19 protein-coding genes and 2 pseudogenes are annotated in these 24,734 nt (G+C 68.2%); 4 read left to right on the top strand and 17 right to left on the bottom strand.

What is annotated here, in order from left to right:
• Positions 1-4 precede the first annotated feature (4 nt).
• Positions 5-1,033 (bottom strand): MSCRAMM family protein, encoded by a 1,029-nt coding sequence (locus ACQPYS_RS03580; RefSeq protein ID WP_433492962.1) that lies wholly within the window; start codon positions 1,031-1,033, stop codon positions 5-7.
• A 9-nt stretch (positions 1,034-1,042) separates the two neighbouring features.
• Positions 1,043-2,491, bottom strand: a pseudogene (locus ACQPYS_RS03575) (MFS transporter); the annotation flags it as partial.
• 193 nt (positions 2,492-2,684) lie between these two features.
• Here ACQPYS_RS03575 and ACQPYS_RS03570 point away from each other — a divergent pair.
• Positions 2,685-3,818, top strand: a complete 1,134-nt coding sequence (locus ACQPYS_RS03570) for an alkaline phosphatase family protein (protein WP_433491688.1) — start codon at positions 2,685-2,687, stop codon at positions 3,816-3,818.
• A gap of 97 nt (positions 3,819-3,915) precedes the next feature.
• Here ACQPYS_RS03570 and ACQPYS_RS03565 read toward each other — a convergent pair whose 3' ends face one another.
• Positions 3,916-5,886, bottom strand: coding sequence for a TPM domain-containing protein (locus ACQPYS_RS03565; RefSeq protein WP_433491687.1), 1,971 nt, complete (start codon positions 5,884-5,886; stop codon positions 3,916-3,918).
• Positions 5,887-5,913: 27 nt separating this feature from the next.
• Between ACQPYS_RS03565 and ACQPYS_RS03560 the strand changes: the two are divergent.
• A pseudogene (locus ACQPYS_RS03560) lies at positions 5,914-6,138 on the top strand (acetamidase/formamidase family protein); the annotation flags it as partial.
• A 378-nt stretch (positions 6,139-6,516) separates the two neighbouring features.
• Here the strand turns inward: ACQPYS_RS03560 and ACQPYS_RS03555 are convergent.
• Positions 6,517-6,852 (bottom strand): hypothetical protein, encoded by a 336-nt coding sequence (locus tag ACQPYS_RS03555; protein WP_433491686.1) that lies wholly within the window; start codon positions 6,850-6,852, stop codon positions 6,517-6,519.
• Between the two features lie 471 nt (positions 6,853-7,323).
• Entirely contained in the window at positions 7,324-7,731 is a 408-nt protein-coding gene (locus ACQPYS_RS03550; protein ID WP_431940708.1) for a hypothetical protein, read from the bottom strand.
• 659 nt (positions 7,732-8,390) lie between these two features.
• Here ACQPYS_RS03550 and ACQPYS_RS03545 point away from each other — a divergent pair.
• Positions 8,391-9,110, top strand: coding sequence for a DUF981 family protein (locus ACQPYS_RS03545; RefSeq protein WP_433491685.1), 720 nt, complete (start codon positions 8,391-8,393; stop codon positions 9,108-9,110).
• A gap of 176 nt (positions 9,111-9,286) precedes the next feature.
• Here ACQPYS_RS03545 and ACQPYS_RS03540 read toward each other — a convergent pair whose 3' ends face one another.
• The 6 genes from ACQPYS_RS03540 to rplN all read right to left on the bottom strand — a co-directional run bounded on the left by ACQPYS_RS03540 (position 9,287) and on the right by rplN (position 11,883).
• Positions 9,287-10,012 carry a type II toxin-antitoxin system HipA family toxin gene (locus ACQPYS_RS03540; protein ID WP_431940889.1) on the bottom strand — a complete coding sequence of 242 codons (726 nt, stop codon included), beginning with the start codon at positions 10,010-10,012 and terminating at the stop codon, positions 9,287-9,289.
• Entirely contained in the window at positions 10,009-10,242 is a 234-nt protein-coding gene (locus ACQPYS_RS03535; RefSeq protein ID WP_431940888.1) for an XRE family transcriptional regulator, read from the bottom strand. Before ACQPYS_RS03535 ends, ACQPYS_RS03540 begins: the two co-directional genes overlap by 4 nt.
• Before the next feature lie 199 nt (positions 10,243-10,441).
• On the bottom strand, positions 10,442-10,627 hold the full coding sequence (locus ACQPYS_RS03530; RefSeq protein ID WP_014349101.1) for a type Z 30S ribosomal protein S14: 186 nt from the start codon (positions 10,625-10,627) through the stop codon (positions 10,442-10,444).
• Positions 10,628-10,630: 3 nt separating this feature from the next.
• Positions 10,631-11,194 (bottom strand): 50S ribosomal protein L5, encoded by a 564-nt coding sequence (gene rplE / locus ACQPYS_RS03525; protein ID WP_063035602.1) that lies wholly within the window; start codon positions 11,192-11,194, stop codon positions 10,631-10,633.
• Position 11,195: 1 nt separating this feature from the next.
• Positions 11,196-11,513, bottom strand: a complete 318-nt coding sequence (gene rplX / locus ACQPYS_RS03520) for a 50S ribosomal protein L24 (protein ID WP_030522663.1) — start codon at positions 11,511-11,513, stop codon at positions 11,196-11,198.
• 1 nt (position 11,514) lies between these two features.
• A complete protein-coding gene (gene rplN / locus ACQPYS_RS03515) occupies positions 11,515-11,883 on the bottom strand; it encodes a 50S ribosomal protein L14 (protein ID WP_014349098.1) in 369 nt (122 codons plus the stop codon).
• 627 nt (positions 11,884-12,510) lie between these two features.
• Here rplN and ACQPYS_RS03510 point away from each other — a divergent pair.
• Positions 12,511-14,526, top strand: coding sequence for a M13 family metallopeptidase (locus tag ACQPYS_RS03510; RefSeq protein WP_433491684.1), 2,016 nt, complete (start codon positions 12,511-12,513; stop codon positions 14,524-14,526).
• Positions 14,527-14,590: 64 nt separating this feature from the next.
• Here the strand turns inward: ACQPYS_RS03510 and ACQPYS_RS03505 are convergent, their stop codons facing one another.
• The 6 genes from ACQPYS_RS03505 to ACQPYS_RS03480 all read right to left on the bottom strand — a co-directional run bounded on the left by ACQPYS_RS03505 (position 14,591) and on the right by ACQPYS_RS03480 (position 24,727).
• Positions 14,591-15,940 (bottom strand): sugar transferase, encoded by a 1,350-nt coding sequence (locus ACQPYS_RS03505; protein ID WP_433491683.1) that lies wholly within the window; start codon positions 15,938-15,940, stop codon positions 14,591-14,593.
• 522 nt (positions 15,941-16,462) lie between these two features.
• Complete coding sequence (locus tag ACQPYS_RS03500; RefSeq protein WP_431940885.1) at positions 16,463-17,227, bottom strand: ABC transporter permease; 765 nt, start codon at positions 17,225-17,227, stop codon at positions 16,463-16,465.
• Positions 17,224-18,015, bottom strand: coding sequence for an ABC transporter permease (locus ACQPYS_RS03495; RefSeq protein WP_433491682.1), 792 nt, complete (start codon positions 18,013-18,015; stop codon positions 17,224-17,226). The genes ACQPYS_RS03500 and ACQPYS_RS03495 overlap by 4 nt, the downstream gene beginning before the upstream one ends.
• Positions 18,016-18,089: 74 nt before the next feature.
• Complete coding sequence (locus ACQPYS_RS03490) at positions 18,090-19,070, bottom strand: ATP-binding cassette domain-containing protein (protein ID WP_431940883.1); 981 nt, start codon at positions 19,068-19,070, stop codon at positions 18,090-18,092.
• A 64-nt stretch (positions 19,071-19,134) separates the two neighbouring features.
• Complete coding sequence (nbtC, locus tag ACQPYS_RS03485) at positions 19,135-23,355, bottom strand: nocobactin polyketide synthase NbtC (RefSeq protein ID WP_433492961.1); 4,221 nt, start codon at positions 23,353-23,355, stop codon at positions 19,135-19,137.
• A gap of 55 nt (positions 23,356-23,410) precedes the next feature.
• The gene (locus ACQPYS_RS03480; RefSeq protein WP_433491681.1) at positions 23,411-24,727 is read right to left on the bottom strand and encodes a polyketide synthase; all 1,317 of its coding nucleotides are present in this window, start codon (positions 24,725-24,727) and stop codon (positions 23,411-23,413) included.
• Positions 24,728-24,734 lie beyond the last annotated feature (7 nt).

The following is a 24,734-nucleotide window of genomic DNA, read 5'->3' as shown; positions in this document are numbered from 1 at the left end:
GAGCTCACCAGGAGCTCTTGTGCACCTCCGGCAGCTGACGGAACTGTTCGGTCTCCACCTCGTCCGACCCGGTCGGCGCGGGGAGCGGCTCCGCCCGCAGGTCCATATCGAGGCCGTCCACGTCGTGCTCGCCGACCTGCACCTGGGCCGTGGACGGCGCGTACCCCGTCGCCACCACCGTGTAGGTGCCCTCGTCCAGGTTCCCGAATGTATAGGCCCCGTCCGCGTCCGTGGCCACGGTCTCGATCACATTGCCGAGGGAATCGGTCAGGGTGACCCGGGCCTGCGCCAGCGGGCGACCGCCGCCGCGCACCACGCCCGCCACCCGCACGCCAGGGCGCAGCAGCACCTCGAGCAGTGCGGTGTCCCGGCTGCTCACCCGCGCCGACACCGCGGTCGGGTGATAACCGAACGCGCTGACGGCCACGGTGAACTCGCCTTCGGGCAGGCCCGCGAGGTCGAATCCGCCGGTGGCGTCGGATTCCGCGGCGGCCAGTACCTCACCGCGCATATCCAGGGCGGTGACGGTGGCACCGGCCACCGGGGCGCCGTCGCCGGTACACGCGACCGTGCCGGCGAGGCCGGCGAGCGTGGTGAGAGTGACGTCGTAGGAAACCGGGTTGCTGCCCAGGACCGCAGTGGACGCGTCGGGGCGCCGCCCCTCCGCCGAGGCGATCAGCACATACGTACCGGGGGCGGGGGCCGCGATCTCGTAGAAACCGTCCGACCCGGACAGCGCCCGGCCCAGCTGCCGGCCCGACGGCGAGATCAGGGTGAGCGTCGCACCGATCACCGCGACACCCCGCGCGTCGTATACCCGGCCGAACAGAATGGAGCCGCTTCCACTCGGCTGCGGCGCGGTGTACGCGTCGGTTCCCGCGGCGGCAGTAGTCGCCGGTTCGGGGGCCGCGTGCCGCGGGGCCGCGGTCGGCACCGAACCGTTGGTCTCGGGCCGTGCGGCTTCGGCATCGTCGACGACCCGCTCGGCTTCCACCGAGAGACCGGCCGGAGCTGCCGGAACCGCTTCGGCCATCGCGTGCACGGTTTCCGGCTTCTCGGTTGTGGGCTGGGCACCCGCGACCGCGGCCGCGGCGGCGCGTTTGGCGGTGGGGATGGTCAAGGCGATGACCGCGGCCGCCGCGGCGACACCGCAACCGATCAGGATGCCGGCCTTGAAACCGTTCTCGGTGGGCACCGAGATCCCACCGGCGAAGGTGGTGCTCATCTCGGCCAGCACCGCGCCGATGGCCGCCGACGCCACCGACGTGCCGATCGAACGCATCAGGGTGTTGAAGCTGTTGGCGGCCGAGGTCTCGGTGATCGGCACCGCGCTCATGATCAGTGCGGGCATGGCGCCGTAGGCGAAGCCGACGCCGAGGCTGATGACGATCGCGCCGACCATCAGACCCCAGGGCCGGCCCATCAGCGGCACCGAGGCGCCGTAACCGGCCGCGATGATGATCGCGCCGAGGATCAGCGTCACCTTGGGCCCGGCCAGCGCGGACAGTTTCGCGCTGAGCGGTGAGGACAGCATCATCATCAGGCCACCCGGCGCCATCCACAGGCCCATGGCGACCATCGATTGGCCCAGGCCGTAGCCGGTGGCCTCCGGCAGTTGCAGCAGCTGCGGGAAGATCAGCGCCTGCGCGAACATCGACATACCGATGACGATCGAGGCGGCGTTGGTCAGCAGGACCCGGGGGCGGGCGGTGACCCGCAGGTCGACCAGCGGATCACGCGAGCGCAGCTCCCACGCGCCCCACACCAGCAGCACCACCACCGCGGCGACGAACAGGGAGATCGTCGTGACGCTGGACCAGCCCCAGCTCGCGCCCTTCGATACGGCCAGCAGCAAACAGACCAGGGCAGCCCCCAGACCGAGTGCGCCCAGTATGTCGAACCGGCCGCGTTCGGCCCGCGGCGGCGTCGACGGCACCACCGCGAAGATCAGCGCACCGGCCACCGCCGCCAGCGCCGCGACTCCCCAGAAAAGGTACCGCCAGCTGCTGTATTCGACGACCGCGGCGGCCAGCGGGAGCCCGAGCGCGCCACCGACACCGAGCGAGGAACTGATCAGCGCGATACCCGAGCCGAGTTTGGCGGGCGGCAGGAGATCGCGCAGAGCGGCGATACCGACCGGGATCAGGCCCACGCCCATTCCCTGCAGACCGCGCCCGATCAGCATCGGCCACAGCGAAGAGGACACGGCGCAGATCACCGACCCGATGACGAGCGGGACCACCGATCCCACCAGCACGGGCCGCTTACCGAGCAGATCACCGAGCCGGCCGGCGACCGGCGTCGTCACCGCGCCGGCCAGCAGGCTCGCGGTCACCACCCAGGTCGCGTTCGAGGGTTCGGTGTTCAGGATCTCCGGTAGCTGCCCGAGCAACGGCATCACCAGGGTCTGCGTCAACGACGCCACGATCCCGGCGTATGCGAGCACCGCCAGTACCGCCGCGGGGCGGACGACGGGTTCGGGTTTGGTCACGAGCGTGCTCCTCGATATTCGAAAGTCAGCCGATGTGCATAGTACACATAACATGCATGATGCAATCCAACCAATTCGCGTGCGTGAACACTTCGCTGGTGGAGCGGAACGCGCTACCGAGTCGCACCGCCGCGGCAGCGCGTAACACACGGATTCCCTCCCGGATCGCCTCCGTACTGCACCATTGGAACCTGTGCAGTACACGCTCGCCGATATCCTGCCGTCCGTCACCGCGTCGTTCGGGTTCGACGCGCCCGACCCACTCGGCCTCACCCTCAACCGGGACGTCGTGCTGCTGCTGATCGACGGTCTGGGCGCCGAACTACTGGCACGCCACCGTGATCTCGCCCCCACACTGGCGGCGCACGTCACCACCACGCTCACCGCCGGATTCCCGGCCACCACCGCCACCAGCCTCACCAGCTTGGCGCTCGGCGCGCCCTGCGCCACACACGGCATCATCGGCTACAGCTTCGCCGTGCCCGCCGCCGCCGACGGCCTGCGGCTGTTCAACTCCTTGCGCTGGCGATTCGACTCCGCGACCGGCGACGACGCGCGCGAGACCTATCCGCCCGAATCGGCGCAACCGCACCGGAGCCGCTTACAGGACCTCGCCGCGCGCGGCGTGGAGCTGCACTATGTGGTCCCGGAGTACCAGGTGCGCTCCGGTCTGACCCGGGCATCGTTCCGCGCACCGGGGACGCTGCACCCCGCCACCACTCTCGACGAACTCCGCGCCGGAATCCTGGCCGTCGCCCGTCATCCGGGCACGCGATCGCGCTTCGCCTACGCCTACTTCCCCGACCTCGACTCGACCGGCCACCTGCACGGACCCGAATCACCCGAGGCACTCGCGGTCCTGCGGGATATCGACGGGTTCGTGGCCGGACTGCTCGGCGAACTGCCCGGCACCTGCACACTGCTGATCACGGGTGACCACGGGATGATCCACGCGGACCACGCGGTCGACCTCGACGCGTCCGAGGTGCTGCACCGCGACGTAGCCCTGATCGCGGGCGAGGCCCGGGTTCGCCACGTCTACCTCCGGCACACCGCCGCACGAGCCGACGCGCTGGCGACCTGGCGGGAGCGGCTGGCGGGGCACGCCCAGGTGGTGACCCGTGAGCAGGCCCTCGACGAACACTGGTTCGGTCCCACTCCGCCCGCCCCGGTGATCGCGAACCGGATCGGGGATCTGCTCGCCGTCGCGGCGGGCCGCACCGTACTGGTGCGACCGGAGCACGAACCGCTGGAGTCGGCGATGTCCGGCCACCACGGCGCCCGGACACCGGACGAACAACTGGTACCGCTCATCATGTCGCGCTGAGATCAGCGGATTCGCGCGGATCGATTGTGCCGCCACCCGGGTGGCGGCACGCGCGCTTTCACCCGTGCCCGTACCGCGGGCGGGCACTCGGGTCGCGTCAGAAGCGTCCGCCGCGGCTGATCCGCCGCGATCCGCCCGACCCGCCGAAGGACCCGGCCCGGTACCCGCCGTGATGACCGTGACCGCCGCCCATCCCACCGCGCAGCATGCTGTCGATGAGGATGCCGCCCAGGATCGCGCCCGCCTGCGCCCCACCCGTCGGCGGCCGCCGGACCTCCCAGGTCTGCACCCCGGCCTGCGCTTCCTGCAATGCGCGACCACCGAGATCGGCGGCCCGGCGCGCATGATCGAGCGCGGCGGCCGGGTCCGCGGTGCGCAGCCGCTGCGCCTCGTCGAGGTGCCGCTGAGCCTCCGAGAGCCGGGTGCGGGGCATCGCGTCCATCGCGCCCCGGCGGGTGGCGATGAAATCGCCTGCCATCCGGGCCCGGGTGGCCGCGTCGCCGAGCGTCTGGTCCAGCCGGCGCGCCAGGTCCGCGGCCGCCGTCTTCCGGGCCCCGGCCGCGGCGAGCGCCCGATCCAGATCCCCGTCGGCGGCGACCGCCTCGTGGTACACACCGAGCGGGTCGGCCGCGGCGGCGGTGTCCGCACGCGCCAGCACGTCCCGGGCGGCGGCGACGGCCGTCGCCAATTCCGGGCCGCCGTGCTCAGTCAATTCGGCGGCGGCGGCGAGATCGCCGCGTAACTCGTCGAGGACGGCGGGCAGGCCCGCCCGCGCCTGCTGGATATGGGCCGCGGCGCCGTCCACGGCGTCGAGCAGAGTGCGGGCCTGGCCGATCGCGCCCTCGGCGGCCCGGATATCGGCGACCGCCCCGCCCTGTTCACCCACCGGCCGGGCGATTTCCCGCCGACCGTCGTCGACGCAGTCGTCGGCGAAAGCGATCCGCTCGCGAGCCATGGTGACGTTGTCGGCGATCGGTGCGAGCACACTGGCCGGATGGATACTCGCCAGCCGGGCCAGTTCGGCTTCCGATGCCGGGGTACGGCCGGTGAGGTCGACGATATCGCGGGTCAGCGCGTCCAGCCGGGGCCCGGCATCGATGAGCAGATCGCGCATCGCGTCGAACTCGGCGACGCGGGCGTCGAGTTCGCGGTCGGCGCGACCGGCGGTGGTGATGAGATCGATCAGCAGGGTGCGCTGTTCGTCGGGTGTTTCCGGGATGGCGTCGTCGAGCCGCTGCCGGATCGTGAACGCCTTCGCGGTAGCGGCTCGCGCGTTCTCCAGCGCGGTACGGAAGGGCAGCACCGCCGGATCACCGAACTCCCCGACGGCCAGTTCCAACTCCTCGGCACTGGTCCGTACGGCATTGTCGAGTTCGACGAGGATCTCCCGCGACCGCGCGTGCAGCGCCTCGAGCGGTAGCGCCGCGAGGGCGGCGGGGTCGGTCGGATCGGTCTGCCGGGCCTGTTCGAGTTCGGCCCGGTCCCGGGCCCGGCGCCGGTAGCGCTGATACAGCAGCAGCCCCCCCACGGCGAGCACGATGAGCGCACCGATGAGCAGTACGGGACCCGTGCTCACTCCGCCCCCGCTCATTGCCGAACCGATCCCCTGAGCCGCGACGACACCCGCGTCGGCCCACCGGCTGTCGCGCAGCGCGGGTTCGACCCGGTCGGCGAGCAGCCGGTCGATCTCGGATTCGCTGACCCCGGCCGGGCGCTCACCGTCGAAGGCGTAGGCGCGATCCCGGGTGGCCACCGCCAGCAGCAGATCCCGGTTTCCGAACCCGGATTGCCGAGCGGTCCGCGCGGCCCAGTCCTGCGGGCTGTCACCGGCGAAATCGTGCACATAGGCGATCCAGAGCCGCACTTTGTGATCGGCGTAGAGAGTATCGACCGCCGCACGCACGCGCTGGGCGTCACCGGCGTCGAGCGCACCGGTCGAATCGGTGACGTAGGTGTCCATCCGGGTGGGCTGCTCCGCCGCCGCGCCCGGCGCCGCCACCGCGGTGACGCACAAGAGGCCGAGCACGAACCACGCGATCCGGCGCAGCGGATTATTCGAGGTCGGCATGTCACCGAATGTAGCGTGCGCGAGTCACCGGCCGGCCTCTCCGACCCGGACGGTTCGCAGAAGTCCAGCGATCTGAACGTCGCCATGCGCCGGGCGGTCGTGAACGCGCTGGATTTCCTGGAACAGGAGAAGGGTATGGATCGCGCCACCGCGTACGCCTATCTCTCCGCGGCGGCGGACTTCACCGTCTCCCAAGTGGGGGACCGTACCGTCGGCGTGCACGGCCAGATCTACAAATCCCACTTCGCCTGACATCGGGGGCGGTGCCCGATGTTCCGGCCGCACCCCCCGGCGAGCCGGACGGGCTCCCGGCCTGGTGGTCGAGGCCGGAAATCTGTTGCCCGCGGCCCGGCCACCGCCGCACGATGGGACCGTGCCGACCTTCGCCGATTTCGACCGTCGCCACTACCGAACGGTCGATGTGGCAACCGGTTACGACGGATGGGCACCCACCTACGAGCAGACCGTGCTCGACGATATGGGTCTCGCGCTGCTCGACCGTCTGCACCGGCGGGCATGGCAGCAGGTGCGGTGGGCAGCCGATCTGGGTCGCGGCACCGGCCGCACCGCGGCCTGGCTGCCGCCCGGCCGGCATCGGGATCCGCCGGCCGGGCGGTGCCTATCGGCCGATCAGCGGGTGACGGTGACGCTCACGCCCGGCGGTGCCGCGATCGGCTGGTCGATGATGATCGACAGGGTCGATCCCGGCTGGTCGGCGGCGCGGCCCGCGTACTCGGTGATGCTCTCGCCGAGACGTTGTTTCGCGTCCGGGGTGAAATTGGGCGGCAGTGCGCCGAGCAGCGGGCCGAGGTTCAGGTCCTCGACCGCCCGTGCTTCCGCGTCGGTCAGGTGCACGGTGACGGCTTCCTCGGATCGACCGACCGTCAGCGCCGAAGCCGAACCGCTCCCGAGAACGAGACAGCCGGCCGAGGCCGCGAGGACGGTCAGTGGAAGGTGGAATCTCATGGGATATCTCCTGTTGTAATCGTCTGATCGTGGGTGTCCGATGTGCTCTTGTGCCGCCGTGTGCGGCAGTCGGCAGGGCCCTCGTCCACTCGGACGACCGCGGGCCGAACCGGAAGCGATAAGGCAATTCTCGTGCGGCGCGTTCCTTTCCGCGGGACCCGGCGCGGGGCCGGCGTGCCTGTTTCCGGACCGTTCCACCGACGCCTCTCGGGTGCGCGCAGACCACCCCGCCGGATACTGCGCGGCGGCGAGCGTGGGGAAACGGTTGCCAGGAACGGATCGGTGCGCGGCGGCCGGACCGCGGCACACTTTCGATTCCCGGTAGCGCCCGGCAGGAGACGGACCGGCTCCCGGGGTCACTCCACGGCACGCGCAGCACCTCGCACAGCTGTCTCCGAGACCCGCACGGCCTCCTTCGGGGCAGCTCTCACCGGCCGGCGGGCATCGGCCCACCGGCTCGGCATAGGTCTGTCACCTCCGGCAGACGCAGAGGTGCAGCAGAATCTCTTCCCCGGCCGCGGCCGCAGCGGGCGCCGGTAGCGCCGACGGCGATATGCGGCGCGTGTAAACCAGCAGCCCCACAACGAGGCCCATGAAGAGCAGTGCGGCAGGCCACAGGTCATCGAACCGGGGCCGCGGTGCCGCGGCACGTGCGCAGGCATAGCGGCAGTGCACGGACTGCCCGCCCGTCTCACTCGGCCGCTCGACCTCGGTTTCGGCCGAAGTATGCACCGCGACAAGGGAAGACGCCAGCGAGACATAGGTGGTCTCACGCGGATCGACCAGCTGGCCGTCGCGGACCTCGAGCGTCAGCACCACGGCGGCGAAGACGAGCACGAGCACCCGCACCAGCTCCGGCGCTCGCGCGATATGCCTCACAGTCGCCGATACTAACCGACGCCACCCGTGCCCGATTTCTCCGGTTCTCCTCGAACCTGGGAACGAATTCGACTATGCCGCAACAGCTACCATTTCGGCTCCGGGCCCGGACACCGACCGCTCCGAATCGAGCACCGCGCCGATACGCCCTGCGGAAGTCGCCCGCCGGGACAGGCGGCCATTACCACCCGTTCGCACCGCGCACTGCCTGCGCAGCGAGCGGCACCCGCCGCTCACGCCTGGGCGGCGAAGCCACCGTCTTCCGCGACCGGCCCGGCAGACCCCGTCGATGCGCTTCCCGATTCACCGACTTCGTCCGCCCCCAAAAAATGTTACACAGCCGATATACAGCAAACGCCTTGGCAAACATTCAGCACGGACGATACTCGGAGCATCGCACGTCGGAAGCGCGCCGGCCCCGACGGCGAACCGGATTGCTACAACCATCGGGCCGGAGGGCACGCAGGACACCTATCCACTTCAACCCGAGATCGCCGTCTGCCAACCGCCGCGTTCTCCGAGGCCATCGGAGCCGGACCGCAGCGGCGATCCGATCCATCCCGCCGATGAGCGATTGCTTCCAGCTGCACGGGTCGACCGACCGGACAGCCGGCAAATCATCACCCATCGGCACAGTTCACAAGTAGTAAGAGAATTACATGCTTTCGACAACAGCTGTTCGATCGACACTCCTGGCAGCGCCAGAAGAGTTCCCCTGGGATCGCTTCCAGATGTACAACACATTGATGGGAATTTCGGCAGGCGTATCCCTTCTATTGGTTGTCTCGCTGGGTCGAAAAATCCTGGAAGGAAAATCTTCGGACTTCGACGGATACGCGTTGGCCCTCGGAATCAACGGCGCATTGCTGACGTTTCTCGGTGGGCATATGACCGTCGAATGGCCGTTTTCGGTCGTCCCCCAGGCGAATATAGTTTTCGGCGAAGGGTCGCTGGCTCTGGGCGTTCTACTGCTGGCCGCCGCGTTCTATCTGTGGAAGATCCGATCGCGGGCCGGGGGCGAAGACATCGCGAGTCTTTTCACGACGATGAGACCGGTGTCCTACCTGGTCGCCGCAGTCGGCGCGGGAATGGCCGCGATCGGAGTCGCCGGTATCAAGTACCAGCTGTTCGGCGCCCCGCCCGAAGAGCCCATCACCGGTCGATTCGCCGATTCACCGATGGTGGAGTCGGTATTCATCTCGACACTGTTCTTCCTCATCGCGGCAGGAGCCGTCCTGACACCGGCGTTCACCAAGAACAGCAATCGAGTGGTGGGTCTTGTCATAGCGATATGTTGGTGCCTCTCGGGCACCGCCTGGATAGCGTTCTCCGTACTGAACTACTTCACCCATATCGGCCTGATCATGAACACGTCCTAGACGTATCCGGTACAGACACCGCGCGAATACCGACCGCAGAGCTCGTCTTTCCGGTCGCGCACCGAGCCGACCGCGTCATGCCGATGGCCCGGAGACAGGGCCGTCGAGAAGGACCCGAGCTCGGCTCGGGTCCTTCTCGATATTGTGAACACCGAGCGGGCGACCACCCACCCGGCTCAGCTCACCAGGAGCTCTTGTGCACGCCCGGCAGCTCGCCGCGGTGCGCCATTTCGCGCAGGTGCCGGAGCGCCGGCAAATTCAGCGATCCATGTGTCATGAGCGGCCAACCCGACGGCACGAGCTATTCGAGCCCCGTATTCTTCGTCATAGATCAGCGTCGGATGTTGCCGTACAACGGGCTTCAGAATATGTGTCGATGGCGCACCGCCGACCGCCTGCGCCCAGCCCTCACCGGTCCGGGTGAGCACGATCTTCGGCTGCACCCCGGCCAACGATGTTTTGCCCACAGCCGGGCGATTCGCCAACGGATACAAAAAAGGCTCGTCGAGAAGCTCTCGTACCCGTTCTTCGGTAATGGGCAGCAGCTCCGGGGTGGGAGGTTCGCTTGGGTCGTCCAGATCCCAGATCTGGAGCGCGCCCGCAACATCTCGGCCGTAACGAGCCAGGAAGCCCAGCACATCGCCGGGCGCGAGCCTCGCCGCCGCGTTCATGGCAGCGAGCTGATCACCCTCGGGCAGTAGTTCCTGAAAGAAGTTCCGGCGATGTTTGGCTTTCGCTCGGTTCGGCTTCGGAGTCAACGGTATGGCGGCGGAAAGGATCCGACTATTGATGCCATATCGATCAATGGCGGCGGTATCTGCCTCGAAATCGAAGATCGCGCTGTCAGCTCCCTGCAGCGTGCCGACCATGTCTCCGTAGAGTTCGACTCCGAGCCGTTTCACTCGGAGTCCTCCCATTCGGCGTGGAGATCTATCCCGCACTCGGACAGCAGCTCGAACAGTCGCTCGGCGTAGCGAGTGTGCTTGCCGTTCTCCATATCGCTGATCACGCTCTGGGGGTAGTCCGCCTTCTCGGCCAGATCACGCTGGGTCCACTCCCGGCCCATACGGGCCTGCTGGATCGCCAGACCGAGATCGTGGGGACTTCGGATCCGCGCCCGCCGATGCGCCACAGCTACTACCTCCGCCCGAAACTCTGGTTGATCGCAATACAGCGATCATACTCTCGAATCGCGATTTCACGATCAAGCGGCCTGATCGCGGTTTCACGATCAGATCGGCTTCCCGGGAAGCGCGCGAAGGACCCGAGCCGTGGCTCGGGTCCTTCGCAGTGTTATCGGCCCCCGGATCGGCGAACCGACCGGGATCAGCTCACCAGGAGCTCTTGTGCACGCCCGGCAGCTCGCCCCGGTGCGCCATTTCGCGCAGGCACACGCGGCACAGGCCGAACTTGCGGTACACCGCGTGCGGCCGGCCGCAGCGCTGGCAGCGGGTGTAGGCGCGGACAGCGAACTTCGGCTTGCGGTTGGCCTTGTTGACCAGTGCTTTCTTGGCCATGTCTCAGTTCTCCTTGAACGGGAAGCCGAGGTGCTTCAGCAGGGCACGGCCTTCTTCGTTGTTGGTGGCGGTGGTGACAACGGTGATGTCCATACCGCGCGGACGGTCGATCTTGTCCACATCGATCTCGTGGAACATCGACTGCTCGCTCAGGCCGAACGTGTAGTTGCCGTTGCCGTCGAACTGCTTGGGCGACAGGCCGCGGAAGTCGCGGATTCGGGGCAGGGCGATCGAGACCAGGCGGTCCAGGAACTCCCACATCCGGTCGCCGCGCAGGGTGACCTTGGCGCCGATCGGCATACCCTCACGCAGCTTGAACTGCGCGATGGACTTGGTGGCCTTGCGGATCTGCGGCTTCTGGCCGGTGATCAGGGCCAGGTCGTCGACCGCGCCGTTGATCAGCTTCGCGTCCCGGGCGGCGTCGCCGACACCCATGTTCACCACGACCTTGACCACGCCCGGGATCTGCATGACGTTGGCGTAGTCGAACTCGTTGTTCAGCGCGTCCTTGATCTCGGCACGGTAGCGCTGCTTGAGCCGGGGCTGCACTTTCTCGGAGGTGGTCATATCAGATGTCCTTCCCGTTCTTACGGGAGATCCGAACCCGCTTGCCGGTTTCTTCGTCGGTGCGGTAGCCGATCCGGGTCGGGTTACCGTCCGAGTCGACGACCATCACGTTGGACACGTGGATGGGCGCTTCCTGGGTCACGATGCCGCCGGAGGAGGCGCCACGCAGGTTCGCGGAGTTCGCGACGTGCTTCTTGATCCGGTTCACGCCCTCGACCAGGATCCGGTTGTCCTTCGGGAAGGCCTGGATGACCTTGCCCTTGGCACCCTTGTCCTTGCCCGAGACGACGAGCACGGTATCGCCCTTGTGCACCTTCATGTCAGAGCACCTCCGGGGCCAGCGAAACGATCTTCATGAACTTCTTGTCGCGCAGCTCGCGCCCGACCGGGCCGAAGATGCGGGTGCCGCGCGGGTCGTTGTCCGCCTTGATGAGCACAGCGGCGTTCTCGTCGAAACGGATGTAGGAACCATCCGGACGGCGCCGTTCCTTGGTGGTGCGCACCACGACGGCCTTCACCACGTCACCCCGTTTGACGTTGCCGCCGGGGATGGCGTCCTTCACAGTGGCGACGATGACGTCGCCGATACCGGCATAGCGGCGCGACGAACCACCGAGAACGCGGATGCAGAGGATCTCCTTGGCACCCGTGTTGTCGGCGACGCGCAGCCGCGACTCCTGCTGAATCACTTCAGCCTCCTCGACCTGGACGATAAGCACGCCGGATTGCCGACCCGACGGGCATGGTCTGTCACCACCCGAACGCGCGCCTACCAGCGGTTCTGTACGATCTCGATGATCAACCACCGGGGGTTCGCGGCCGAATCGCGGGCACCGGGCCCGCAGGCAACCGGTCAAGGATAGCGAATCCCCAGTTCAACCCGAAATCGGGGTTGTGTTCATTTGCGCGCCTCCGGCGCGCGGGTCGGGGGCCCTGTGACCCCGGTTCTTCACACCGGCGCTCAGTCGCTGCGCTCTTTCGCTCCAGAACCGGGGGGCGGGCCCGACTACTGAGGCAGACCATCCGGAGTAGACAGCAGAGGAATGCTGTCGTGCGCCTCGATCGGTCCGGGGAGGCTCACCACACTGTCGATGCTCGATCGCCGCCGACCGGTGGACGGGTCCGGGCAGCATGCGCTCGGTCGCTCCGAAACCGGGGCAGGTCGCACCGCTCAGGCCGTGCCCCGGGCCGGCCCGTGTTGCCCGGCGCGACGCGGGGGTGGGGCGCCGGTAGCCTCATGGGGCCGGTTCGCCTAGAAGAGGTGCGGGGTCTCGCATCGGGGAGAGGTTTCGTTGAAATCATCGGATCGTCGATTGGTGCTCGATCGCCGTGGGTTCCTCGTCGCGCTGGGGCTGGCGCCCGCGGCCGCGTGGCTGGCCTCCTGCTCCGAGGCCACACCCATCAAGCTGGTGACCGTCGATATGAGCGGTTCCGATCCGGCGATCCGGCCCCAGGACGATCTCTACCGGCACGTCAACGGTAAATGGCTGCGCGAATACCAGTTGCCGCCGGACAAGACCTCCTACGGGGCGTTCAGTGAGGCCGGGGAACGCACCCAGCAGCAGTTGCGGGAGATCATCGAGAGCATCAGCGACCCGGAGGACGGGACCGAAGCCCAGCAGATCCGCGACCTCTACGACGCGCGGATGGACCTGGACGAGATCGAACGGCTGGGTCTGACGCCCCTGGACTCGATGTTCGCCGAGATCGAGGACGCGAAGGACAAACCGGCCCTGGCCGAGGTGATGGGCCGACTGCCGATCGGCGGGTTGATCGGTATCGGGGTGAGCATCGACCAGAAGAATTCCTCCGCCCATATCCCCGCTGTCGGCCAGTCCGGATTGGGCCTGAACGAGCAGTACTATCGCGATCCGCAGTTCGCCGAGGAGCTGGCCGGTTACCGGACATATCTGGAACGCCTGGCCAAGGCTGCGGATATGCCGGACCCCACCCGGGTGGCCGGGCGGCTGCTGGATCTGGAGAAGCGGATCGCCGCCGCCCATTGGGACAATGTGCGCAACCGCGACGCGGCGGCCACCTACAACGTCTTCGATTGGGACAAGGCCACCGCCCTGGCTCCGGAATACGACTGGGACCCGTGGCTGCGCGGTATCACCGACCGGCCCAGGGATCTCTTCGCGAAGGTGGTGGTGAACCAGCCCTCGTTCGTCACCGAGGCGGGCAAGATCTGGGCGACGACCGATATCGCGATCTGGCGCGACTACTTGAAGCTCGCCGTGCTCAAAACCTACGCGAACGTGCTGCCCAAGGAGATCTCCGACGCCAATTTCGATTTCAACGGGCGGCTGATGTCCGGGCTGAAACAGCGGCCCGAACTATGGAAATCGGCCGTCGGCTCGGTGGACAGCAACTTGAGCGAACAGCTGGGCAAGCTGTACGTGGACAAGCATTTCCCACCCGAGGCCAAGGAACGGGTCGAGGCGATGGTCGACGATCTGATGGCGGCCTACCGGGAGAATTTCAGCAATTCGACCTGGATGTCCCCGGAGACCCGCCGGGCCTCGATCGAGAAACTGGAAAAGATCGGCACCAAACTCGGGTACCCGGACAAATGGGTGGACTATTCCGGGCTGAAGGTCACCCGCGGCAAGCTGATCGAATCCCTGCGCGCCATCAACGATTTCGAGGTGAAGCGGTCCTTCGACCGGCTGGGGAAACCGGTGGACAAGGCCGAGTGGAGTGCCTCACCGCAGACGGTGAACGCCTACTATTCCGCCACCAACAACGAGATCGTCTTCCCCGCCGCGTTCCTGCAGCCGCCGTTCTTCGACAAGGACGCCGAGATGGCGGTGAACTACGGCGGGGTCGGGGCGGTGATCGGGCACGAGATCGGGCACGGTTTCGACGACCAGGGTTCGAAGTTCGACGGGGACGGTAACCAGCGCGACTGGTGGACCCCCGCCGACCGGGATGCCTTCGACGCCAAATCCCAGGCGCTCATCGAGCAGTACAACGCCCTGGTCCCCGAGGGGCTGCCGCCGGAACAGCATGTGAACGGCGCGCTCACCGTCGGCGAGAACCTGGCCGATCTGCGCGGGTTGCAGATCGCGCTGGCGGCCTACCGCATCGCCGAGCAGCGTCAGGGCGTCACGAATCCCGATTACCACACCATGTTCAACTCGTATTCGCGGATCTGGCGCTCCAAGCAGACCCCCGAGGTCACCGAACGGCTGCTCGCCGGCGATACCCATTCTCCGGACGAGTTCCGGGTGAATCAGGTTGTCCGCAATATCGCCCAGTTCTACCGAACCTTCGGTGTGGTGGAAACGGACAAACTCTTCCTGCCCGAGGACCAGCGAATCGAACTGTGACCCGTCCGGCGAAATAACCAATCCGAACCAGGCCAGACCGATTCCCACCCTCACGAGATCGAGGCTAACTCGCCAGTGGGAATATCGTCGCGAAGAGAGGCACTTGTTTGGCGTCGCTGTCCCGGTGACGATTGTGGGACACAACATCCTCAGCGTATGCCCGCATTTCCGGGAGCTCCCGGTGTTGCAGATACGTGCCGAAATCAGTGTTCCCGGCCATTAATTGATCGACCTTCGCCACGAACGCCTGAACCTCCCGATCTTCGGGAGACATCAGTGCGGTGTCGCGTTGCAGCTGGGACTGCAATGCTTCGTGGACGATCCGAGGGGCCGCACTGGGCGCAGCGTCCAATGTCGCTGTCACCGTTGTCGCGAACCAGTGACTTATCCGATCCTCCGCGGACAGGTCTCGGCCGATATAGCTGTTCAGGAGCTGATGGGCCTCGCGGCGCTGGTACGGCGCGACGACGTCGTCCAAGAAGTACTGGTGAAACGTTCGCGAGCCGATCTCGGGCAGAGAGACATCAGCGAGATATCGCGTCCGCAGGAACTCCGGGGATTGGTTCTGCTGCCCGCGGCAGAGCGGATAGTGCGAGGTGTACAACCCATCTCTGGGAATTTGGTTGAAACGCACCTGCTCCACAGGCGACAGGACTTGCCGCATCAGCTCGAGGTCGGCATCGAGTATCGGTCTCGCCCCGACCGGCGCGAGATACCCGAACTGGGGGAACTCGTCGAGGGAAAAGTGGCGGGCGATCCGGCCGATCGGGCCGGCCCGAGACGCCGTGTCGATTCCGCTGGGCCGGACCGGCTCGCCTATCGGCAGGGTTCGAAACTTCCAGATGGGTAGTATCTCGCCGGTCAACCGAGGGCGCGGTTGCATCAACAAATGAGGTCCTGGCGTCGCATTGGTCAGGCGAAGCGCCGTTTCCGCCTCCAGCGAGGCCAGGGTGAGCGTGGACAGGGATGAGATGCGGGGGCTGTTCTCGGTGAGCCACTCGCGTTCCCACGCGTAATGCTGCGGGCCGTCGATCCACGCCGCACCGACCGGTTCGCCGGGCGCGGGCTCGGGACGCTGAGTGATGTATTCCGAACCGGGATAACGCCGCAGCTCCGCTTCGATATCAGTGGCGTGCCGATTCGAGACCGTGCCGCCGAAGGCATCTGATGGTGACCGTGCCGCAGGATCCCCTGTTCGCCCGGCTTCGCCCCTCCGATCGGTCGGCCGAAACTCAGCACGCAGGGGTCCGGCCGCCGTACCGTCGGTCCGGTCGAACACCCGGCTGACGTCGTGCGCGGCGTGCGCAAAGCCTCTCGTAGGTGATTCGTGCACGCGGGTGTAGTCGTCCGCGAGCTTGCGCATCTTCTGGAGAAGTTCCGCTGCCACTACATTCCAGGACTGCGGCCTGGTCACGATCGGTGTTCCTCCTTTGCCCCCGCTGACTACGATCGGCAATTCTATGGGCCACAATCGAGATCTCGATAATCAAGGGCGAGGAGCCCGGTGGGCGATACGACGGTCTGAGCCACGACCGAGCCGACCGAGATGCCCGGCACAGCTGCAGAGTTGTCCGACGATCAGCTCGACCACGACGATCTCGTGCGCTGTATCGGCGCGAATGTTATTTCTTATGTGCTTATCACACTCACGCGTCGACGATAATCACGGCGCATTGATCCGGAGTTCAAGAAAGGCCCCCCTGAGCGACTGGTGTAAGAATGCGCAGTTGCAAGAGTACCTTTCGGCGACTGTGTCTATATCGTCGTTTCCCGTCGCTGAAAATCGACGACGGCGGGCCGGGAGTCGTATCGCAGGGCTGGGTTGCAGTTGCGGACCATAGAGAAGACAGGCTCGAGCAGGGGTTCTCGTCTGAGAATCTCGCGAAAGGGACCGCGGGCCCAGTAGCCCACCCGCCGCCCTTTTCCTACCCAGAGCTCAGCTCTCGGCCGCCTTGCGATAGCCGCGGACGGCCAGCACCCCGAACACGGCGGTCATCCCCACTGCCCAGGCAATGGTTTGCACTAAGGGCGTGGTAACCGGCCCGCCCAGCAGGAAGCCGCGCATGGTCTCGATGGCGCAGCTCATCGGTTGTCCCCGCACGATGGGCTGCAACCAGCCCGGATAGTTCGCCAGCGGAACGAAACCGGAATTGAAGAACATGCCGACCAGCACCACGATCGCGAACACCTGTACGGCCTGGCCACCGGCCCGGCTCACGCCGACCGCGACCACCAGCGGGGTGAAGCCGGCGACCACGATCACCGGGACCGCGATCACGCCGAGTACCCCGACCCAGCCATTGTCGAACCGCAGCCCCAGCAGCACCCCGACCACGACCACCAGCAGGGTCGCGACCGCGGCCCGCGCGCATTCGGCGAGCAACCGGCCCAGCAGCGCACTGGCCCGGTGCACCGGCAGCACCCAGAACCGGCGCAGCAAACCGCTCTGTCGCTCCCCGAACAAGGATTCCCCGGTGCCCATGGCGCCGTACATGGCACCCGCGACGGCGATCAGAGGCACGAAACCGTACAGGGGTTCCGCGTCGCCGGGCACACCGAGCGTACGGCTGAGCACCAGTTCGAACATGAGCAGCAACAGGATCGGCAGTACCAGCGTGGTGGACAGCACCTCCTGCTGGCGGCTCCAGCGCCGCAGCAGCCGCCCGGTCTCCACCAGCGCCTGATCCAAGAATGTGGTCACCGCCGCTTCCTTTCCGCCCATACCGCCAAGGCCGCGCCCACCACCAGCAGACCCACGACCCAGGTCACGGCCACCGGTAGTCCTTCCGGATACCGTCCGTCGGCGAGCCCGCGCAGCGCGTCGGCCACCCGGGAGACGGGTTGGTGACGTACGAACGGCTGGATCCAGCCCGGAAAACCCTCCGCCGGGACGAAACCGGTGGAGATCATGACCAGTAGCAGCTGCGGTACGAACAGCACCGTGGCACCCACCTGCGGATTGGCCGTCGCGGTCCCGAGCGCGTCGGTGGCCAGCATCATCGCCACTCCGAGGCCGAGCACCAGCGCCAGGAACACCAGGGCGGGGACGACACCGTGGAAGCGGAAGCCGAACAGGGCCCCGATCACCAGCGCACCGCAGATCGCGGTGATCGCCCGCGCCAGATTCGCCGAAACCCGCGCGGCGGGCGGCACCCACGGCACCACCGGCATGGCCCGCAGCCGGGTACCCATACCGCCGGCCACCTCCCGGGCCGCCCGGTCGGCGGCGAACATGGAGCTGAAGAACATGGCGTGTACGAGGATCAGCGGCAGCAGGTACTGCGCGTAGTCGACACCGCCCGCCTCCACCGATTTACGTAGCGGCACATAGAAACAGACGAAGAAGGTCAGTGGCGCGGCGAAGGCGATGACCAGGTCGCCCTCGCGTACCGCGGCCCGGATGGACCGCTCGCTCAGAGCCGCCCACTGCATACCGGGCGGGACGTTCAGATCCTCCACCGGCGGCCGTCCGGGGGTCGAGGCCACCATCACGCCGTGTCCATCGGGCCTGAGCGGGGACCCTGCGTGGTCACGCACCGCTACCGCCTCCGGGCCCGACCCGCTCACGCCGGGACCTCTACCGCTTCGGCTTCCTCGCTGCGCGTGGTGAGGCGGATGAACACCTCGTCCAGCGACGGCCGTCGCAGCGCTATATCGATCAATTCGATATCGGCCTCGGTGAGCCGGGCCAACGCGGCGGTCAGGGTGGCGGCGCCGTCGGGGGCGGGCAGCGACACCCGGTCGGCGGAATCGGCGACCGTGCACTCCGATAGCGGCGCCAGCGCGGCCACCACAGCGGGCACATCGCCGGGATCCACCGGCACGACCTCGCAGTAGCTCGAACCCGAACGTGCTTTGAGCGCATCGGCGGTGCCCTCCGCGATCACCGTGCCCTGGTCGACCACGATGATGTTGTCGCTCAGCGCATCCGCTTCCTCCAGGTACTGGGTGGTGAGCAGGATGGTCACCCCCTGCGCCGCGAGTTCGCGCACGAGTGCCCAGAGCTGCTGCCGGCTCACCGGGTCCAGGCCCGTGGTGGGTTCGTCGAGGAACACCACCCGAGGTGCGCGCACCAGCCCACACGCGATATCGATCCGCCGGCGCATACCGCCGGAGTACTGCCCGATCCGCCGGTCGGCCGCTTCGGTGAGCGAGAAGCGTTCCAGCAGTTCGTCGGCGCGCTGCCGGGCGGCCCGGCGGCGCAGGCCGAGCAACCGTCCGAACAGCACCAGGTTCTCCCGGCCCGTGAGCATTTCGTCCAGCGCCGCGTACTGACCGGTGAGCATGATCGATTTCCGCACCTCGGCGGCGTCGCGGACGACGTCGTACCCGGCCACCACCGCCCGGCCCGAATCGGGCCGGATCAGGGTGGACAGCACCGAGACCGTGGTGGTCTTCCCCGCGCCGTTGGGCCCGAGTACGCCGAGCACGCTCCCGGCCGGTACGCGGAAGTCGATCCCGCGCAGGGCTTTCACCTCGCCGAACGACTTCACGACGGACTCGACGACTATCGCGTCACCGGAGTCCGACCGTTTCTCTGACATGGTGTTCTCCATTCGCTGTTCCCCGCCGCCGCCCCGGCGACTTCGCGTTCACATCCGAAGCTGCCTACGCGTCGCGCACGGCGGCGAAAACACGCTGATCGAGCAGTGCCAGGGGATGGCCTGCCGCCGGCAGTACCACAGCCGGGCGCAGGCCCGAGGCCGTGAGCTGCCCCACCCATTCCGCTTCGGTCAGGAAGATCCGGTCGGTCCCCGCCCGCACATCGGTCGCCCCCGCGTGCGGCTGCCCGGCCGCGGGCGACATCAGGAAGTGCACCGAGGTCAGCAGCTGGCTGTGCGCCACCACCGTCTCGATGAACACCACCGCGCCCCCGGGATTCAGCAGCTCGCGCAGTTCGCGCAGCGTATGCCCGATGTGATGCGCGTTGTGCAGCACATTCGAGGCGATCACGAGGTCGTGGCGCGGCTGCTGGGCGAGATCGGTGTTCATGTCCACGATGGCGAACCGCATCCACGGCCGATCGGCGAACCGCCGGCGTGCCGCGTCGAGGAAGAAATTCGAGACATCGGTGAAGTGGTATTCGACGGGCAGACCGGTGAGTCCGGCCACCACATCGTCGGTGGTCCCGCCGACCCCCGCGCCCAGCTCCAGGACCCGCACCGGCGACCGGTCCGCGCGCAGGCGGGTGACCACCCCGGCGACGATCTCGCGCGCGGCGTGGTTGAGATAGCGGCTGATCGCGTTCTCGCGGTAGGTGGCCTCCGCGGTGAACATATCGCCGCCCGGGAACAGCAACTCCTGCACCCGCATCCGGTCCTGGACGAGTTCGGTGAGGTGTTCGTTGGTGCCGCCCAGGAAGGTGGCGAGTTGCGGTGCGTAGCCGAGATCGGTGCACGCCTGGACCAGTTCGTCGCGCGTCGTGGGCGGCAGCTCCCGCTCGTAGCGGTAACCGCTGTCCGGGTCACCGGTCAGCGCGCCGTGGCGGGTGAGTTCCTGTAACCACTGCCGCAGCAGCCAGCGATGCCGGGCCGCGACCTTCAGCCGTTCGGTGATGTCCTCGACGCTGTGCACGGCCCGATCCCGCAGGACCGGTTCCACGGCGCGGAGCATGGCGCGCGCACCGAACAGATCGAGGTCGTGCCGGGCGGAGCGGAGCCGCTCGATATCCAGGTCCGCGGGAACGACCTGTTCGGCCGCCCACCGGGCCCGGGCGCCGAGATCATCGGTGTCCAGGGGCGCGGCCGCCGGCTGCGCCGCGGCGGGTGGCGGTGCGGCGGGTGCCGGGGCCGCCGGCGCCGCGGTCGGGGGCTGCTCCGGCGCGGGCCGGTCCCCCACCAGCCGGACCACGTCGTCGAGCGTGGCACCGCCCACGAGGTCGCCGACCGGCAGTTCGTACCCGTATTCCTGGTGGACGCGGCGGCGCAGTTCCAGGGCCTGGAGGGAGTCCAGGCCGAGCGCGACCAGCGGTTTGGTCGTATCGATGGCGTCGAGATCGTCCTCGCCGAGGACCTGCGCGAACAGTTCCACGATCCGCAGAGCCGGGGAGACGAGCGCACCGGCCGCCGGGACGGCGCGGCCCGGGGCCGGTTCCGGGGCGGCCGCTATGGCCGCCGGGGTGGCCAATCCGGACAGCAGCGGCCCGTAACCGAACGCGCCGAACACCGCGCGGCCGCGGACCCAATCGAAGGCGGTGATCACCGCGTTGCCGGGTGGTCCGCTCAGACTCAGCGCGATGGCATCGGCCGACCGCATCGGCAGGTATCCGACCTCGGCGAGGGTCGCGGTATCGGAGGCTCCCACACCTTCGTGGACCGCCCACTGTCCCCACTGCACCGATACGCAGTCCACACCCGCGGCACGTAACCGGTAGGCGAGAGCGTCCAGCATCCGGTTGGCCGCCGAGTAGACGACGGTGCCGCGACCGCCCAGGGTCGCGGCCAGCGAGGAGCACAGCAGCACCCGGGCAGCCGCGGCCAGTGGGAGCGCGGCGAGCACATTCGTGAGGCCACCGACCTTGGCCCGCAGCAGTTCGATCACCTGCGCGTAGGTGAGCTCGGTGAGTTCGATGCCCTCGATGCCCGCGTAATCGGCGGCGGCGTGGAGTATGAAATCCGCCGGGGTGGAGCCGAATTCGGAAGCCAGGGCACCAACAGCGGCCGGATCACCGATATCGGCGGACAGGACCCGCACGGTGGCGCCGGTCGCTCGGATCGGCACCAGTTCGCGGGTCACCTCCGCCGTTTCGCCCGAGCGGCACACGAGTGTGATCCGCCGGGTGCCGGCCCGCGCGAAATACGCGCAGAATTCGAGGCCGACCTTGCCGGTGCCGCCGGTGATCAGCACATTGTCCGGGACGGCGCGGGGGCCGGCGCCGGGCTCGACCTCGGTCAGCCGCTTGGCGTACAGGTTGCCGTCGCGTACCGCCAGTTCGGATTCGTCCGCGGTGTGCAGGGCCGCGAGCACCGCCCCGGCCGTCTCCGCGGTCGCGGCGGTGAGGTCCAGGTGCCGGAAGGCGATACCCGGGTACTCGGCACCGACGGACCGGAAACCGGCCGCCGCGGCGGCGGGTACCGGATGCGGTTCGTCACCGGGCACCACCGCTTCGCCGCCCACGGTGACCAGCCAGAAGTCGGACACCGCGGGATCTGGTTTCAGCCACCAGGCGCGGATGCCGAAGAATTCCGCGACCGCTTCGCTCATCTCCGCGTCCGCGGCCGCGGGCAGCAGGACGACCACGGCGTCGATACCGGCCGGGTCGCCGCCGGCCTCGGCGGTGACGAGCCGGGCGGTCGCTCCGTAGTTCTCGGCCTGCGCACAGAGCGCTTCGGCCAGTTCGGCGCAGGCACCGGAGGCGTCCACCAGCCCGATGGTGCGCGGCGCGAGCAGTTTCCGGCGGGAAATCCGGGTCCACTCCTCGACCAACAACTGAGCGGGTATCACCGGTTCCGGGACCGGAGTCGCCGGCGCGGCGACCGGGTCCGCGACGACCGGACGGGGCGCCGGCGCGGGACTCGAGCCGAGCGTCAGCCACAGCCGCTGCCGGCTCATCCGCATATTCGGGAAATCCAGCAGCGGCGGGCGGGGTGTGCCGCCGGTATCGGTGGCCAGTGCCGACCACCGGTAGTGCTGATCGTGCACCGCCAGCGTCGCCAGGTTCCGGGTGAACAGCGTGAGATCGGTGGCGGTCCGGTTCGAGGTGCCGGTGACCATGGTCTCGGCCGGGGCCGCCAGGGTCTCCAGGTTCTCCCGCACCGGGAGCTGCAGGACAGGATGTTCGGCCAGTTCCACGAACGAATCGGAGCCGGCCGCCACCGCGGCGGCGATCGCCCGGTCGAACCGGACGGTATTGCGCAGATTCCAGAACCAGTAGTCGTCCAGCGTCGACTCGGCCGGGAACGCCTCGCCCAGGGTGGCGCCGAACGCGGCGATCGGACTGTCGCGGAAGTACCGCTCGGTCAGCCGGCCCTCCAGACCCGCGCGCAGATCGACGCGCAGGCTGTTGACCATGCCCGTGTGCGCCGGATACCGGACCCGGATGACCCGCCCGAACCGCCCGGCCGCGGCGAGGGTATCGACCACCTCGCCGACCACCTCGCGATCGCCGGAGACGCCCACCATGCGCGGCGAGTTGACCACCGACACCTCGGCGCGGCCGGACCGCCGGGCGAGCAGGGCCTCGGCCTCCTCCCGGTCGGCCTCGACGACCGCCATGGCGTAGTCCTCGGGGGCGATCCGGTCCACCGCTTCGGCCCGCGCCCCGACGACCAGCAGCGCGTCCCGGCGCGTCATCTTCCCGGATACATAGGCCGCGGCGATCTCGCCCTGGCTGTGCCCGACCACCGCGGCGGGTTCCACGCCCGCCGCTTTCCACAGCGCCGCCAGCCCCGCCATCTGCAGGAACAGCGCGGGCTGCACGATCCGCGCCGAATCGTCGGCGGCCACGGAATCGTCGAGCAGGTAATCCAGCGGCGCGGTCCCGAACAGTTCGGCGAACTCGGCGGCACAGCGGTCCACTTCCGCCCGATACGCGGGGGCCCGGTCGTAGAACACCGCGCCCATACCCGGTCGCTGGCCGCCCTGCCCCGGGAAGACGAAGGTGTGTTTGCGGGCGAGCACCGCGCTGCCGCGGACCACCGCGGGATGTTCCCGTCCGGCGGCGACCGCCGCCAGCGCCGCGGCCAGGGTCGCCCCGTCGTCCACGAGCGCCAGGGCCCGGTGCCGGCGCGCCACCCGGGTCCGGAAGAGCATATCGGCGATCTCGCCCGCGGTGACCACGGTGTGTTCGCGCGCGTAGGCCCCGATCGCCGCCGCCTCCTCGCGCAGCAGATCCGGCGTATCCGCGGACAGCAGAACCGGAACGGACCCGTCGGGCATCCGATGGCTAGACATCGCCGTTCTCCTCACAGGCAGGCATCGCGATAATCGCGTGGGCATTGGCTCCGGCCGCGCCGAACGATGAGATGGCGCCGTAGCGGTAGCCGTCCACCGGTTTCCACGCGGTGAGTTCGGCGGCCAGCCGCAGACCGGTGCGCTTCCAGTCGACGCGGGTGGTCGGGGTGTCGGCGTACAGGGTGGGGGGAATCCGTCCGTGCAGGCCGGACAGCAGGAGTTTGGTCAGGCCGAGCATTCCGGCCGCGGCCTGGGCGTGGCCGACGTTGGCCTTCACTGAGCCGAGCGGGGCGGACGAGCCCGCCGCGCCGTAGGTGTTCTGCAGCGCCCGGATCTCGACCGGGTCGCCGGCGCGGGTGGCGGTGCCGTGTCCCTCGATCATGCCCACCAGCGCGGGATCGATTCCGGCGGAGGCGATGGTTTTCCGGATCACCCGCTCCTGCGCGTCGGTCCGGGGCACCAGGATCGGTTTACCCGCGCCGTTGTGATTGTGCTGGGAGGCCAGGATCCGACCGTAGATCCGGTGCCCGAGTCGCCGGGCCCGCGATTCCGGTTCCAGTACCACCACGCCCGCGCCCTCACCCCACAGCGTGCCGGACGCGTTATCGGCGTAGGAGCGGCAGTGACCGTCGGTGGACAGGGCATTGAGCCGGGAGAACTCGTAGAACGCGCCGGGCGATCCCATCACGCTCACCGCTCCGGCGAGTGCCCAATCACATTCACCGGCCCGGACGGCCGCGGCCGCCAGGTGCAGCGCGGTCAACGACGAAGCACACGCCGAGTCGACGTTCACCGAAGGCCCGATCAGCCCGAGACTGTGCGAGACCCGGCCCGATACGCCGAAGGTGCTGTAGCCGATGATCCGGTGACCGGAGTACTCGTGCACCGCGGAAGCGCGCGGCCCGTACTCCATCGGTGAGGTACCGATGAAGACCCCGGCGTCCTCGCCGACGAGGTCTCCAGGGTTGATACCCGCGTTCTCCAGCGCCCGCCACACCGTGCGCAGCACCACCCGCTGCTGCGGATCCGCGGCGGTGGCGTCCCGTTTTCCGATACCGAAGACGGCGGGATCGAATTCGGCCGCGGTGTCGAGGAATCCACCGGCGTCGTTGACCGGGCTCCAGCCTTCGTGCCGGTCCAGCGAGAGCAGATCGTCGATATCCCAGCCGCGGTCACGCGGGAACGGGCCGATGAGTTCTTGTGATTCCACCAGCGCGTCCCACAGCGCGCGTGGTTCTTCGATACCGCCGGGCGCCTCGACCGCCAGGCCGGCGATGACGACGTGGTCGGTATCGGATTCCTGAGCCATTGCCGCT

Source organism: Nocardia grenadensis (genome assembly GCF_050942415.1).
GTDB classification, from domain to species: domain Bacteria; phylum Actinomycetota; class Actinomycetes; order Mycobacteriales; family Mycobacteriaceae; genus Nocardia; species Nocardia grenadensis.
This window is presented reverse-complemented; position numbering and strand designations above follow the sequence as displayed.